This window comes from Pseudoclavibacter helvolus (genome assembly GCF_014191305.1).
Classification (GTDB): domain Bacteria; phylum Actinomycetota; class Actinomycetes; order Actinomycetales; family Microbacteriaceae; genus Pseudoclavibacter; species Pseudoclavibacter helvolus.
Window position 1 is genome coordinate 404,012 of sequence record NZ_JACHWJ010000003.1, and the last position, 13,697, is coordinate 417,708.

General features: G+C 66.3%; 16 protein-coding genes and 1 pseudogene. 5 read left to right on the plus strand and 12 right to left on the minus strand.

The genetic code is table 11. The annotated features are described in order from the left end of the window. Positions 1–3 precede the first annotated feature (3 nt). The 4 genes from trxB to arsB are packed head-to-tail and all read right to left on the minus strand — an operon-like array spanning position 4 to position 3,230. On the minus strand, positions 4–1,008 hold the full coding sequence (gene trxB, locus FHX72_RS11610; RefSeq protein WP_183625231.1) for a thioredoxin-disulfide reductase: 1,005 nt from the start codon (positions 1,006–1,008) through the stop codon (positions 4–6). Then, on the minus strand, positions 1,005–1,685 hold the full coding sequence (locus FHX72_RS11615) for an arsenate reductase/protein-tyrosine-phosphatase family protein (protein ID WP_183625233.1): 681 nt from the start codon (positions 1,683–1,685) through the stop codon (positions 1,005–1,007). Before FHX72_RS11615 ends, trxB begins: the two co-directional genes overlap by 4 nt. A 6-nt stretch (positions 1,686–1,691) precedes the next feature. Continuing rightward, positions 1,692–2,102, minus strand: a complete 411-nt coding sequence (locus tag FHX72_RS11620) for an arsenate reductase ArsC (RefSeq protein WP_068478138.1) — start codon at positions 2,100–2,102, stop codon at positions 1,692–1,694. A 33-nt stretch (positions 2,103–2,135) separates the two neighbouring features. Next, positions 2,136–3,230, minus strand: a complete 1,095-nt coding sequence (gene arsB / locus FHX72_RS11625) for an ACR3 family arsenite efflux transporter (RefSeq protein ID WP_068478140.1) — start codon at positions 3,228–3,230, stop codon at positions 2,136–2,138. Positions 3,231–3,330: 100 nt separating this feature from the next. On the opposite strand from arsB, the gene FHX72_RS11630 reads away from it, so the two are divergent. Beyond that, on the plus strand, positions 3,331–3,702 hold the full coding sequence (locus FHX72_RS11630) for an ArsR/SmtB family transcription factor (protein ID WP_068495214.1): 372 nt from the start codon (positions 3,331–3,333) through the stop codon (positions 3,700–3,702). Beyond that, positions 3,699–4,106, plus strand: a complete 408-nt coding sequence (locus FHX72_RS11635; protein ID WP_183625235.1) for an arsenate-mycothiol transferase ArsC — start codon at positions 3,699–3,701, stop codon at positions 4,104–4,106. The genes FHX72_RS11630 and FHX72_RS11635 overlap by 4 nt, the downstream gene beginning before the upstream one ends. A gap of 47 nt (positions 4,107–4,153) precedes the next feature. On the opposite strand, the gene FHX72_RS11640 is transcribed toward FHX72_RS11635, so the two are convergent. The 5 genes from FHX72_RS11640 to FHX72_RS11660 all read right to left on the minus strand — a co-directional run bounded on the left by FHX72_RS11640 (position 4,154) and on the right by FHX72_RS11660 (position 7,382). Next, entirely contained in the window at positions 4,154–4,444 is a 291-nt protein-coding gene (locus tag FHX72_RS11640) for a metal-sensitive transcriptional regulator (protein WP_068478292.1), read from the minus strand. A 44-nt stretch (positions 4,445–4,488) separates the two neighbouring features. After that, positions 4,489–4,788 (minus strand): rhodanese-like domain-containing protein, encoded by a 300-nt coding sequence (locus tag FHX72_RS11645; protein ID WP_068478149.1) that lies wholly within the window; start codon positions 4,786–4,788, stop codon positions 4,489–4,491. After that, positions 4,785–6,458, minus strand: coding sequence for an FAD-dependent oxidoreductase (locus FHX72_RS11650; RefSeq protein ID WP_183625237.1), 1,674 nt, complete (start codon positions 6,456–6,458; stop codon positions 4,785–4,787). Before FHX72_RS11650 ends, FHX72_RS11645 begins: the two co-directional genes overlap by 4 nt. Before the next feature lie 170 nt (positions 6,459–6,628). Further along, positions 6,629–6,802: a hypothetical protein gene (locus FHX72_RS11655; protein ID WP_156475629.1), complete on the minus strand. Its 174-nt coding sequence runs from the start codon at positions 6,800–6,802 to the stop codon at positions 6,629–6,631. A gap of 208 nt (positions 6,803–7,010) precedes the next feature. Then, positions 7,011–7,382: a MerR family transcriptional regulator gene (locus tag FHX72_RS11660; protein ID WP_183625239.1), complete on the minus strand. Its 372-nt coding sequence runs from the start codon at positions 7,380–7,382 to the stop codon at positions 7,011–7,013. 217 nt (positions 7,383–7,599) lie between these two features. Here FHX72_RS11660 and FHX72_RS11665 point away from each other — a divergent pair, with 217 nt between their 5' ends. Further along, positions 7,600–9,051 carry a SulP family inorganic anion transporter gene (locus tag FHX72_RS11665; RefSeq protein WP_244964229.1) on the plus strand — a complete coding sequence of 484 codons (1,452 nt, stop codon included), beginning with the start codon at positions 7,600–7,602 and terminating at the stop codon, positions 9,049–9,051. Positions 9,052–9,093: 42 nt separating this feature from the next. On the opposite strand, the gene FHX72_RS11670 is transcribed toward FHX72_RS11665, so the two are convergent. From FHX72_RS11670 to FHX72_RS11680, 3 genes are all read right to left on the minus strand, one after another. After that, positions 9,094–9,612 carry a hypothetical protein gene (locus tag FHX72_RS11670; RefSeq protein WP_156479806.1) on the minus strand — a complete coding sequence of 173 codons (519 nt, stop codon included), beginning with the start codon at positions 9,610–9,612 and terminating at the stop codon, positions 9,094–9,096. A 393-nt stretch (positions 9,613–10,005) separates the two neighbouring features. Then, complete coding sequence (locus tag FHX72_RS11675; protein WP_183625243.1) at positions 10,006–10,344, minus strand: helix-turn-helix domain-containing protein; 339 nt, start codon at positions 10,342–10,344, stop codon at positions 10,006–10,008. Beyond that, entirely contained in the window at positions 10,341–11,369 is a 1,029-nt protein-coding gene (locus FHX72_RS11680) for a tyrosine-type recombinase/integrase (protein ID WP_244964197.1), read from the minus strand. The genes FHX72_RS11675 and FHX72_RS11680 overlap by 4 nt, the downstream gene beginning before the upstream one ends. 310 nt (positions 11,370–11,679) lie before the next feature. Here FHX72_RS11680 and kdpB point away from each other — a divergent pair. Next, positions 11,680–12,971: pseudogene (gene kdpB / locus FHX72_RS11685) on the plus strand (potassium-transporting ATPase subunit KdpB); the annotation flags it as partial. 49 nt (positions 12,972–13,020) lie between these two features. Then, the gene (kdpC, locus tag FHX72_RS11690; RefSeq protein WP_183625245.1) at positions 13,021–13,695 is read left to right on the plus strand and encodes a potassium-transporting ATPase subunit KdpC; all 675 of its coding nucleotides are present in this window, start codon (positions 13,021–13,023) and stop codon (positions 13,693–13,695) included. The last annotated feature ends 2 nt before the right edge of the window (positions 13,696–13,697 follow it).

Consider the following 13,697-nt stretch of genomic DNA (forward strand, 5'->3'; position numbering starts at 1 on the left):
GGATCAGCGGACGGTGGTTGCGGCGGTGTCGAGCTCTACCGTGTCGAGTTGTGCGGTGGCGGCCTGCGGGTAGGTGGCGAGGCCCGCGGAAGCGAGGTAGTGCTCCGCGTCTTGGGCTGCGGCGCAGCCGGTGCCCGCAGCGGTGATCGCCTGCCGATACCGGAAGTCGACCAGGTCGCCTGCCGCGAACACCCCGGGAAGGGAGGTGTGGGTGGTGGGTGCGCTCACGCGCACGTACCGGTTGTCGTCGACGTCGACCTGCCCGTCGACGAGCTCGCTGCGGGGGTCGTGCCCGACGGCGATGAACAGGCCCGTCGCGGACAGCTCGCCGAGCTCACCCGTGACCGTGTCGCGCAGGCGCAGCGATTCGAGGTGATCGGTGCCGACGGCCTCGAGCACCTCCGAGTCCCAGCGCACGGTGATGCGCGGGTTCGCGAACGCGCGATCCTGCATGATCTTCGACGCACGCAGCGAATCGCGGCGGTGGATGAGCGTGACGCTGTTCGCGAAGCGAGTCAGGAACATCGCCTCCTCCAGGGCGGAGTCCCCACCGCCCACGACCGCGATGTCCTGGCCCTTGAAGAAGAACCCGTCGCACGTCGCGCACCAGGACACCCCGTGCCCGGTCAATCGCTCCTCACCCGGAACACCGAGCTTCCGGTACGCGGACCCCATGGCCAGGACGATGGCGTGCGCCTCGAAGGTGCCCGAGTATCCGGTTTCGACGGTCTTGACCGGACCCTCGAGCTGCAACTCCGTGGCGTCGTCGATGACGATGCGCGTCCCGAACCGCTCGGCCTGCTGCCGCATGTTCTCCATCAGGTCGGGGCCGAGGATGCCGGACGGGAAACCGGGGAAGTTCTCGACCTCCGTGGTGTTCACGAGGGCTCCGCCCGCTTCGACCGCGCTGGTGAGCAGCACCGGAGAGAGCCCTGCGCGGGCGAGGTAGATCGCAGCTGTGTACCCGGCGGGCCCGGAGCCGACGACGATGACGTTCTCGACGCTCACGCGCGGGAGCCTTCCAGCGCGATGGGGGTGACGCCGAGGCTGGCGAGCAGCTCGGTGACGTGCGTGTGGAGCTGGTCGCGGATCACCCGCACCTCGTCGGCCCCGAGGCCGGAGGGGTCGGTGAGGTTCCAGTCCTGGTACTGCTTGCCGGGGTAGATCGGGCATGCGTCGCCGCAGCCCATCGTGACGACAACATCCGCGGCCTGCACGACGTCGTCGGTGAGGGGCTTGGGGAATTCCTGGCCGAGGTCGAGGCCGAGCTCCGCCATCGCATCGACCGCTTCCGGGTGGAGGGTCTTCGCCGGTGCGGAGCCGGCGGAGCGCACGTGCACCTGGTCGCCCGCCAGCGCCTGCGTGAGGACGGCCGCCATCTGGGAGCGGCCTGCATTCTGCTCGCACAGGAACAGGATCTCCGGCACGGGCCGGGCGATGGCGCCCTTGGCTTGCGCGAGAGCAGTGAGACGCTCCTTCACGAACCTGGTGGTGTTGGTGATCAGGTGGGCTTTCACGGCGGAGGTGCGCAGGAGTGCCGCGTACGACTCGAGCACGTACCGCTCGACGGTCTCCCTGTTCAGGATGCCCGTGAACTGCTCGGCGAGCTGGTCGGCGAGGCGGTGCAGCGCCGCCTCGGGGTAGCTGAGGCCGGGCAGGCCCCTGCGCTGGCTGAGATCGGTCATGGTCGGCTACGCCTTCACGGAAAGCAGGTCAGCGATGAGCGCTTCGACGCGCTGCTTGATGTCGTCGCGGATGGGACGCACGGCCTCAATGCCCTGACCTGCGGGGTCGTCGAGCTTCCAGTCCTCGTAGCGCTTGCCAGGGAAGAAGGGGCAGGCGTCGCCGCAGCCCATGGTGATGACGACATCTGAGGCCTGCACGGCTTCCGTGGTCAGCACCTTGGGGGTGTTGCCCGCGATATCGATGCCCTCTTCGGCCATGGCCTCGACGGCGACGGGGTTGATCTGGTCTTTCGGCTCGCTCCCGGCCGAGAGCACCTCGATGCGCCCGCCGGCGAGGGCGGTGAGATAGCCGGCGGCCATCTGGGAGCGGCCAGCGTTGTGGACGCAGACAAACAGCACGGAAGGTTTCTTGGACATCAGGGGCCTTTCAAAGGGCTGGGTGGAGCGGGGTCAGACGAGGGTGGTCGACGATGCAGCGGGTGCCGGGGTGGCTGCTGCGGCGGGGAAGAGTCGCGGGCGCAGCCAGAGCGCGACGTAGACGAGGGCGACGAGTACGGGCACCTCGATCAGCGGGCCGACGATGCCCGCGAGGGCCTGCCCGCTGGTCGCGCCGAACGTGCCGATGGCGACCGCGATGGCGAGCTCGAAGTTGTTGCCAGCCGCGGTGAACGCGAGCGTCGTGGTGCGCTCGTAACCGAGACCCACGAGTTTCCCGAGCCCGAAGCCGAGGAGGAAAGTAACGGCGAAGTAGATGAGCAGCGGCAGAGCGATGCGTGCGACGTCCCAGGGGCGGTCGATGACCTGCTGCCCCTGGAGGGCGAAGAGCATGACGATGGTGAACAGCAGCCCGTAGAGCGCGAACGGGCCGACCCTGGGCAGGAACCGGGACTCGTACCAGTCGCGGCCTTTTGTGGATTCCCCGATGCGCCGAGACAGGTAGCCGGCGAGCAGCGGGATGCCGAGGAACACGAGCACGCTCAGGGTGATCGCCCAGAACGAGAAGTCCGCGCTGGTCGTGGGCAGGCCCAGCCAGGACGGGAGCAGTTGCAGGTAGAACCAGCCGAGCGCCCCGAACATGATGACCTGGAATACGGAGTTCAGCGCCACGAGGAACGCGGCCGCTTCCCGGTCCCCGCAGGCGAGGTCGTTCCAGATGAGCACCATCGCGATGCAGCGAGCAAGTCCCACGATGATGAGCCCGGTGCGGTACTCGGGCAGGTCCGGCAGCAGCAGCCATGCAAGGGCGAACATGAGGGCGGGTCCTACGAGCCAGTTCATGACGAGCGAGGAGATCAGGAGCTTCCGGTCACCGGCGACGGCTCGGGCATCCGAGTAGCGGACCTTCGCGAGCACCGGATACATCATCACCAGCAGCCCGATGGCGATCGGGACGCTCACCGAGCCGATCTCGAACGCGTGCAGCGCTTCCCCGACGACGGGGACGAATACCGCGAGAGCGAGGCCGAGGGCCATGGCCGCGATGATCCAGACCGGCAGGAACCGGTCCGTGGTGCCGAGCTTGACGGGCGGGGTGACAGCAGTCATGAAGCTCCAGAGAGATATTGATCTCGGTCGATATTGATGCGGATCGATACGAGTATGGCTAGGGTATCGATGACTGTCAATTTCCTTGGAGGACGTTCAGATGTCGTTCACACAACTCCTGCCGCTCACCGACGTGACCGCCTGCTGCGAGCCCCTCACCGACGAGGCGATCTCCGCGGAGAACGCCGAGAAGCTCGCCCGCACCCTCAAAGTCATCGCCGACCCGGCCCGACTGCGGCTCATCTCGATGATCGCGGCGCAGGAGAAGGCGGAGGCGTGCGCCTGCGACCTCACGGAGCCGCTCGGACTCGGGCAGCCCACCGTCTCCCACCACCTGAAGATCCTGGTCGAGGCGGGCATCCTCGCCCGCGAGAAGCGCGGCTCGTGGGCCTACTTCAGTCTCGTCCCTGGCGCGCTCGACTCGCTCGCCGCCCTCCTCACCAGCAACGAACTCACCGGAGCGACCCGATGACCACCAGTCCTCGCAACATCGTCTTCGTCTGCCAGAAGAACGGCGGCAAGTCGCAGATGGCCGCAGCGCTCATGCGCTCCGTCGCCGGCCCCGAGGTGCACATCACGTCTGCGGGCACCAAGCCCGGCGCTGCTCTCAATCAGCAGTCCGTGGACTCGCTCGCCGAGATCGGCGTGAGCGTCGGAGACGAGCATCCGAAGCAGCTCACGCCGGAGATGATCGACGCGGCCGACCTCATCGTCGTGCTCGGCGCAGAAGCGCGCGTCCCCGAGACGCCTGGTGTGGAGATCGAGACGTGGATCACGGACGAGCCCTCCGAGCGCGGCATCGAAGGCCTGGAGCGCATGCGCCTCGTGCGGGACGACATCAGAGCGCGCGTCAGCGATCTGCTGACGCGCCTCTGACGCCTGCACGCGAGCTCGTGCCAATGTTCGCGGCCTGCATCCGTCGTTCAGGCGAGGCTCAAGAAGAGCTTCTCCAACTCATCGACAGTGAGCTTCTTGGAGGCTGACTTCTCGACCGGGAGTGCCGCTCCAGCGGGATCCTCGGGTGCTTCGTGCTCATCGACAAGGCACTCGCGAAGCGCGGTGGAAATGATGAGGAATCCCGCCCTGTCGATTGCGCTCGACACCGCCGAGAGCTGAGTGACCACTTCTCTGCAGTCGCCGCCCCGGTCGATGGCGGCGATCACCGCTGCGAGCTGGCCGTGCGCGCGGGAGAGGCGGCTTCTGACCTTCCGCATCGCCTGGGCGTCGTGGAGGGTGCCAGCTTCGGCTGTCTGCTCGGTCACGGGCGCTCGAGGGGAAGTTGCTCGTCGATCCAGGCCTGCGTGCCTCCCGTGACATTGGTGGCGTCGATGCCGAGGCCAGTGAAGAGCTGAGTCGCCTTCGCGCTGCGACCGCCGGCCTGGCAGATCACGTGCACTGGAGTGTCGCGGGGCACGCTCTGCAGGTTCTCCTGGAGTGTCGACAGGGGCAGGCTCACGGCGCCGGGAACGTGCCCCGTCGCATACTCGTCCGCCTCGCGAACGTCGATGACGACGGCGTCGTCAAGGTGTGCGAGCCGGTCTACGGTGATGGTGTTCATGATGCCCTCCGGGGTGTTGTGTCGGCTTCTGGTGCGGATTCGGTGCCGTGACTCCAGGTGAGCCAGCCGCCATCGAGGTTACGGACCTCGTACCCGAGCTGGCTGAGGAGGCGTGCGGCCGTGTGTCCTCGTTGCCCCACCTGGCAGTGCACGATGATCGGACGATCCGGCAGCTCTGTGTGACGCGCGCGCAGCTCATCGAGAGGGATGTTGACGGCGCCTGGAATCGCCCCAGCCGCGTACTCGTCGTGGCTTCGCACATCGACGAGGTGGGCACCTGCTGCGAGGGCCTCCGAGAGCTCGTGCCACTGCACGGAAACGGCCGTCCCGGTGGCATGGTTCTCGGCGATGTAGCCGAGCAGGTTGATCGGATCCTTCGCGGAGCCGTACTGCGGTGCGTAGGAGAGCTCGAGACGGGACAACCCGCTGGCCGTGATGCCCGCGCTCATGGCGACGGAGATGACGTCCATGCGCTTGTCGACGCCGTCCCTGCCGACGATCTGCGCGCCGAGGATCTTGTCGGATGTTGGATCGACGAGCAGCTTCATCGACATCTGCTGGGCCCCCGGGTAGTAGCCAGCGTGTGACATCGGGTGGGAGTGAATGACTCGGTGCGCTCTGCCGGACGCTCGCAGTCGACGCTCGTTCCATCCGATGCTGGCGGCAGTTGCGCCGAACATGCCGATGATCGCGGTGCCAAGTGCTGGAGCCGCGGGGTGCGCTCGGTGGGCCGCGATGTCGTCTGCGGCCGCTCGACCGTGCCGATTGGCGAGGCCCGCCATCGTCACAAGCGTCGCCTCCCCGCTGACGTGGTCGATCTTCTCGACGCCGTCACCCACGGCCCAGACGGAGGGGTCGCTCGTTCGCTGGTGTGCATCCACTTCGATTCCGCCTGTCGGGCCGAGTCGGAGGCCTGCTCCGCGAGCTAGGGAGGTGGCCGGACGGACGCCACCGGCCGTGACGACAAGGTCAGCTCGGATCATGCTCCCGTCACTCAACTCCACGTGGCCTCTCGCCCCCTTGGCCACGGTCGTCCTGGTGCGCACGCCGATGCCTGCGTCACGGAGCTCACGCAGGATCGGGGCGGTCATCTCACTATCGAGCGGTGCGAAGATCTGCGCACTCCGCTGGATCAGCGTGACGTGCGCGCCGCGCCTGCGCAGGTTCTCGGCGGCCTCGAGGCCGATGAACCCGGCCCCGATGACGACGGCGTGCAGGTCCGAAGGTGTCTCCAACTGCCCGAGGGTCGCCATGATGGCGTCGACATCTGGAATCGTGCGCAGGTCTCGAGTGGGGACGTCGCCCAGATCGAGGCCAGGGGAGCTCTCGGCGCCAGCGGCCAGGACAAGCTCGTCGTAGTGCTCCACGTACACGTCGCCCGTTCGGAGCGATGTGACGGTCACGGTGTGCGCGATGGGGTCGATTGAGGTGACCTCGTGGAGCACGCGCACGTCGAGGTCGAAGCGAGCGCGCAGGGTCCCTGGCGTCTGCAGAAGCAGCGCCGAGCGCTCCGGGACGACGCCGCCGATGTAGTACGGCAGGCCGCAGTTCGCGAACGACACGTACTCGCCTCGCTCGAAGACGATGATCTCTCGCTGCTCGTCGAGTCGACGCAAGCGAGTCGCCGCGGACATGCCTGCGGCGACTCCGCCGATGATGATTGTTCGCATGTGAGCAATATACCCCATGGGGTATATTGCTCACTCAGGTGGGCCACTGGAGCCACCACGAGCAGAGGAGAGTCAGGATGTGTCGACGAACGACATGCCGCACCTGCGGCAAGGCGAGCTGGGCGGGGTGCGGTGCGCACGTCGACGAAGTGCTCCGGGGTGTTCCGCGGTCAGAGCGGTGCGCGGGGCACGAGAAACCCGAACGCGGTGGCGGCTTCTTTGCTCGACTTCTCGGGCGCTCCGGACGCTGAGGGGATGGAGGGCGTCGCCGACGACGTTGCGGCGTCAACCGCAGTGCCGACGTCGAGCGCCTCCTGTTCGGTCTTGTCCTCCAAGGGCTGCATGTATCGGTCTCCGCGAAAGCGCCGATCAGGGTGGGGTCGTGCCGACTCCGTACTCATGCTTGCGGGGCGCGTCGGGCTAGTAGGTCTCGCGACTGCCCTCGCTGTCTGATGGCGCAACGTCTTTTCGCGCTCCTCGAGGAGTACCTGGTAGTCGAGTGATTCGTGCATGACAGGCATGCGATGATCAGGACACGTCTAGCCGGTGGTCCTACTCCAGGGCAGCGAGGCGTTCCACGAACTCGTCGGCGGCGGCTACCTGTTTGCGGAGCTTCGCCTGGCGTTCAAGCGCTTCAGCGCGAATCTCATCCAGTCGGGCCCGGTTTTCGGTGTCCTCCGGGTGCGCCTCGAGCTCGTCGACGACGTCCAGCAGCTCTCGCATCTGCTCCAGGCTGTAGCCCAGCGGCTTCATGCGGCGGATGAGCAGCAACCGCTCTTCGTCCTCAGCGGTGTAGAGGCGGAACCCGCCCTCGGTGCGGGCCGAGGGCACAAGCAACCCGATCTCGTCGTAGTGGCGCAAAGACCGAATCGACATGCCGGTGCGGTCGGCGAGCTTGCCGATCTGCATCGTTTCCTCGGTCATCTCGTGCCCCTCTTGGCTTAACTCTCACGTTACGGTAGGTTTGTGCGAGCTCGCGGTTCTCCGCGATCCTCTCACTCTTTCCGAGATGCTCAGGCTCTCGCGGTGCGCAACGGAGCGTGCTCCCTCGTCCTATTCCCGCACCCACCGAGGAGCTCCCGTGACAACAGTCGCCCCTACTTCCGATCTCTCTTCCCGCTACCGCATCGAACCGACCGTCATGCAGGCGCTACGGAGCCCCCGCATCCTGACCCGCGAAGTGCTCGCTGGTCTTGTCGTGGCGATCGCCCTCATCCCCGAAGCGATCGCGTTCTCGATCATCGCCGGTGTCGACCCTCGACTTGGATTGTTCTCGTCGTTCGTGATGGCTGTCGCCATCGCGTTCCTCGGTGGCCGACCCGCGATGATCACCGCCGCGACCGGCGCCATCGCGCTTGTCATCGCACCCGTCGCGCGCGACTACGGCATGGACTACTTCATCGCCACCGTCATCCTCGGAGGGCTCATCCAGATCGTCCTCGCCCTGCTCGGAGTCGCGAAGCTCATGCGCTTCATCCCACGCAGCGTCATGGTCGGATTCGTGAACGCCCTCGCCATCCTCATCTTCATCTCGCAGGTGCCGCAGCTGCTCGGCGTGCCCTGGCTCGTCTACCCGCTCGTCGTCGCAGGGCTCCTCATCATGTACCTGCTGCCGAGGCTCACGAAAGTCGTACCCGCGCCGCTCGTGGCGATCGTGCTGCTGACCGGTGCCGCCGTGGTCTTCGGCCTGAACGTGCCCACCGTTGGCGATCAGGGAGAGCTGCCGCGCAGTCTGCCCGAGCTGTTCATCCCGAACGTGCCACTCAACCTGGAGACGCTGCAGATCATCGCCCCGTTCGCCATCGCGATGGCGGTCGTCGGCATCCTCGAATCCCTCATGACCGCGAAGCTCGTCGACGAGATCACCGACACTCACTCCCGCAAGACCCGCGAGACCTGGGCGCAGGGCGTCGCGAACATGCTCTCCGGCGTCTTCGGCGGGATGGGCGGATGCGCGATGATCGGCCAGACCATGATCAACGTGAAGGCGTCCGGCGCTCGCACCCGAATTTCGACGTTCCTCGCCGGCGTCTTCCTGCTGGTTCTCGTCCTCGCCCTCGGTGACGTGGTCGCGGTCATTCCCATGGCGGCCCTCGTTGCCGTGATGATCGTGGTCTCCATCGCGACCTTCGATTGGCACAGCATCACCCCGGCCACGCTGAAGCGAATGCCCAAGAGTGAGCTCGCGGTCATGCTCATCACCGTCGTCGCGACCGTCTGGACCCACAACCTCGCCATCGGCGTCGTGCTCGGCGTGCTCGTCGCAATGGTCCTCTTCGCCCGCCGCGTCGCGCACTTCACCAACGTCACCCGCCGCATCGACGGCGACACCGCCCACTACGACGTGGAAGGCGAGCTATTCTTCGCCTCCAGCAACGACCTCACCACGCAGTTCGAGTACACAGCCGACCCGGACCGCATCGTCATCGACATGTCCCGATCCCACATCTGGGACGCCTCGACCGTCGCCGCGCTCGACGCGATCGTCACCAAGTACGAAGCCAACGACAAGACCGTGCATATCGAGGGCATGAACGACGCGACCACGGTCTTCCACCAACGACTCAGCGGCGGAATGGCCTCCAGCCACTAGGCCAATGCCGCTGGCGCTCAAGAACTAGAGATCCCCGCTCGATCATGTGACTCGAAGGTGTGGATAGTCCTGCCAGGTACCACCGGAAGCAACGCTCCGGGCATGCGCGGTCTGTGTGCTGATCCCGATGACATCAGCGAGCACCCTGGCCGGTACGGTCTGCGAAAGCAGGGCGAGCCTGGACGTGCGAAGTGCTCGCGCGCTAAGGCCCGCGCGCGTGAGTAGCCCAATGCCCGTGCCCGCCGCGAGATGTCGTCCTGGCACGATGCCGGGAAAGAGCCACTCATTCGCGATCGGGTGGTAGCTTCCGCGTGCTTCAAGCTGCTCGAGATGCTCCTGGAGAAGTTCGGCGATAGTGGCCGGCAAGAGGACTCGGGTCGCAGCGAACCTGATCGACACTCGCCCCTCACGCCGTTCCACCGCCTCGAGGCGGAGCTCGACGCTTGATCGGACGGGTTGCGCGTAGACGATCGCGAACAACGCGAGAAGGCGCCCGACTGGAGACAACGCCACGTCCGCCAAGACTCGCTCGGCGAGTTCCGCCAGCGCTTCGTCTGACATGGCCGCTTGGTGCGGCCCGCTGCGCACCCGCGGAACCTCGACTCTCGTGCACAGCCCAGACTCCGCTGCCCAGGTGAGGAACCGCCTCAGCACATCACGGCTGGACGCCGCGACGAAGTAGCGATCAATGACTGCCTGATCCATCGTCGAGAGCTGCAAATGCTGCTCTTGCATCCGAACCGATCGACCCGCCCCACGCATGCGGCACAGACGCGCGCACCGACACTGTCGAGATATGCCAGCACGCGAATCTCTGCACAACCGGGGCATCGGTCAGGATTCCTGCGCAACCCGCTGTAGCAGGCGTTGCAGATCCGGCCTCCGAGCAGCTGGTATCGACTGATCACGTCTCGGTGGCAGTTGTCGCAACAATCCGCCCACGTCGCCACGGTTCTATGCCTTGGGTGGACGCTGAATCCGAGCCGGCACCGGCTTCAGCTCACGTTGGACCACAGGCGAGGACGTTGACCCGTTAACTACGCTTCGCTCTCGCGCCGCCGCGACGTCCGGGATCTCTACGAGATCGTTTGGCCCACAGCCGAAGATGTGGCACAGCGCGACGAGGACAGCCATGTTGAGCCGCTCCGGAACTTTTGTCACCAGCCGGTACACCTGCTCCCGCGACAGGTTGACGCCGTGCTTTCGCAACGGCTCGATGAGGTCCGTGGTCTGGAACATGCCGTTGGCCGCCATGAGCTTTCGCAAATTCCACTGGATGGTGGGAGTGGTCATGAATCGTCTCCATAGATTCGTCGAAGGGCAGCAGCGAGGACGCGGTTCTTGAAGTCATCACCGTCCGAGGTGTAGATCGCCGTCGTCGACGCGTAGGCATGCCCAACCTGGTCCTGCACGAAGCGCTCGGCATACCCCCACTCGATCAGATTCGTCACATACGAGTGTCGCAACGCGTGCACAGTCAACTCCGGAGGCAGTCCCAGATGGTCTCGAAGCTCGGCGAAACGGAAATCGAGATACCGCAATGACACTCGTGTTCCTCGCTCGGTCAGCCAGAGAGCATCAGAGCGTGAAGCTCCATAGAGCGCTCGATCCTCCTCTATCCACTGCCGAGGCCCCTCGACTGCCCAGTCGAACTCCGGGACCGCCAGTACCGTTCGTCGCTTCGGCCCGGAGCCTCGAGATGCCTTGCCCCACCTCACATATACGCCACCGCACTCTCCGAATCTCGGAGCTCCTGGGCTAGATCTCACGTCCGCCAGATCCAGACCGGCTGCTTCGCGTCGGCGGAGCCCGAAGGCGTAGACGGTCTTGAAGAGGACGGCGTCACGCAACGCAGAGAGCGCTCCCTTGCGCCCAGCGCGCTGGATCGCCGCCACTCGCTCATCTGCGGCCGCGAAGAACAGTTCGAGCTCGTCGTAGGTCAATGCTCGCCGCTGCGGTCGCCCCTCGTACTCGACGATGTGCGCGAGCGTGTTCCACTCGTGGCAAATCTGGACAGGAGGCTCCCCAAATTTCTCCACACACTCGGCAACCCACGGATAGCGGGCATCGATGATGAAGTCGCAAAACGCGCGCACAACGACCTGATATCCGCGCAGTGTCGATTTCGTCACCGGCCGCGCGCCCGACGCCAACTCCACACTGAACGCTTCGAGATCCTCGGGCGTCCACGCCCACGGGTACGCATCCGCGAACTCACGCAGACGACGGATCATCGCGATGCATGCGGTGATCGTTGATCGAGCGAGCCCACGACTCACTTGCTGGTCAGCCCACCCCGCCAGCATGCCGTCAAACAAGAATCATTCCTGGTTCAGGGGCACGACATTGGCATCCAGTCTGCCTGGGAAGCCACGAGAACTGCGCTGCTCGCTCACCCGCCAAGTGTTGCATCAGATTCAACAATGATGCACGAGTGAGAGCTAACCGCACCTCTGGCACCCAGGTCAGATCGACCCGTTTCGCACCAGTACGTCCACGACCGGCCGCCATTTCAGCGCAAGCGGCTCGATTCGAAACTCGACCCTTCGAAACCCTCGCTCGAGTTGTGGCGCGCCCGGCTCGAAAGCCTGCGGTTCCGCGGCACGCACGAGACGAATAATGCTCAGTCTCTCGGCAATCGGCATCGCGGGCATGGACAGGCTCGTGCAGCGCAACGTGCTCGCCATGTCTGGTCGAGCGGTCGAGGCCGCCGGCGACGTGACGACCCTCTTGCTCGACAAGACCGGCACCATCACGTACGGCAACCGCCGGGCATCCGAGTTCGTGCGGATGGTCGGGGTGCGAGAGCAGGACCTGGTCAGGGCCGCGGCCCTCTCGTCGCTCGCCGACCCGACCCCTGAGGGCGTCTCGATCGTCGAACTCGCCAGCCAGGAGGGCGTCGACGTCGGCGCCCCCGCGGGCGGGGCGGACGGCGACGCGCGTGGCGTGATCGTTCCGTTCACGGCGCAGACCCGAATGTCGGGGCTCGACCTACCGGACGGCTCGCGCATCCGCAAGGGCGCCGGGTCTGCCGTGACCGCCTGGCTGGCCGACGAGGGCTCGTCGGTGGAAGCCGCGCAGCTCGGGGAGCTCGAGGAGGCGACGCGTCGCATCTCGCAGAGCGGCGGTACCCCGCTGGTCGTCGCGATGATGGATACACCGGTCGCGGGGGCGGTCTCTGGCCGCGTGCTCGGGGTCGTGCACCTGAAGACGTCGTGAAGGAGGGGCTGAGCGAGCGGTTCGCGGAGCTGCGCTCCATGGGCATCCGCACGGTCATGGTGACGGGGGACAACCCGCTCACGGCCGCAGCGATCGCGAAGGAAGCCGGAGTCGACGACTTCCTCGCTGAGGCGACGCCGGAGCAGAAGCTCGCCTACATCCGCCGAGAGCAGGAGGGCGGCAACCTCGTCGCGATGACGGGCGACGGCACGAACGACGCCCCTGCGCTTGCGCAGGCCGACGTCGGCGTGGCCATGAATACGGGTACGTCTGCGGCGAAGGAGGCGGGCAACATGGTCGACCTCGACTCCGATCCGACGAAGCTCATCGACGTGGTGCGTATCGGCAAGCAGCTCCTCATCACGCGGGGCGCGCTCACGACGTTCTCCATCTCGAACGACATCGCCAAGTACTTCGCGATCATCCCCGCCATGTTCATGGGCGTGTTACCGGGGCTCGGGGTGCTCAACATCATGGGTCTCCACTCGCCGGCCTCGGCCGTGCTGTCGGCGATCATCTTCAACGCCGTTGTCATTGTGCTGCTCGTTCCGCTAGCCCTGCGGGGCGTGAAGTACCGCCCCGCGAACGCCTCGAGCACCCTCGGGCGCAACCTCCTCGTGTACGGGCTCGGCGGCATCATCGCCCCCTTCGTCGGCATCTGGCTCATCGACCTCGTCGTGCGCCTCATCCCCGGCTTCTGAGCCCGGCCGCCCAACCGGTTTCTCCAAGACAGAACTGACAGGACTCCTCATGAACTCGTCAACTCGCGCCACGGCGCGCACCACCTGGGTCGCCGTTCGGGCGATGCTCCTCTTCACTGCCGTGCTCGGCATCGGCTGCACGCTTGTCATCACTGGGCTCGGGCAGCTCGCGTTCGCGGCGCAGGCAAACGGCTCGCTGCTGCGCGGCCCTGGCGGGGAGGCGGGCGAGCCCGGCGAGGTCGTCGGCTCGAGCCTCATCGGGCAGGCGTACCTGGACGCCGAAGGCAGCCCGCTGCCCGAGTTCTTCCAGTCGCGCCCGTCGGCGGCGGGCGACGGCTACGACTCCGGCGCCTCCTCCGGTTCGAACCTCGGGCCAGAGAACGCCGACCTGGTCGCGGCCATCGAGGAGCGCCGCGCCCAGATCGCCGAGTTCAACGGGGTTGCGCTCGACGAGGTGCCAGTGGATGCGGTGACGGCCTCGGCGTCCGGCCTCGACCCGCACATCAGCCCCGAGTATGCGGCGCTGCAGGTCGAGCGGGTCGCGGCGGCGCGTGGGCTCGACCCCGCTGAGGTCCGTACTCTTGTCGCAGCGCATACGGCTGGCCCCGTCCTCGGGTTCCTGGGGGATGCCACCGTCAACGTGCTCGAGCTCAACCAGGCGCTTGGCGAGCTGCAGGCCTCGACCCCCGGAAGCGCCTCGACCCAAGGAAGCCAGGAGAACTGAGC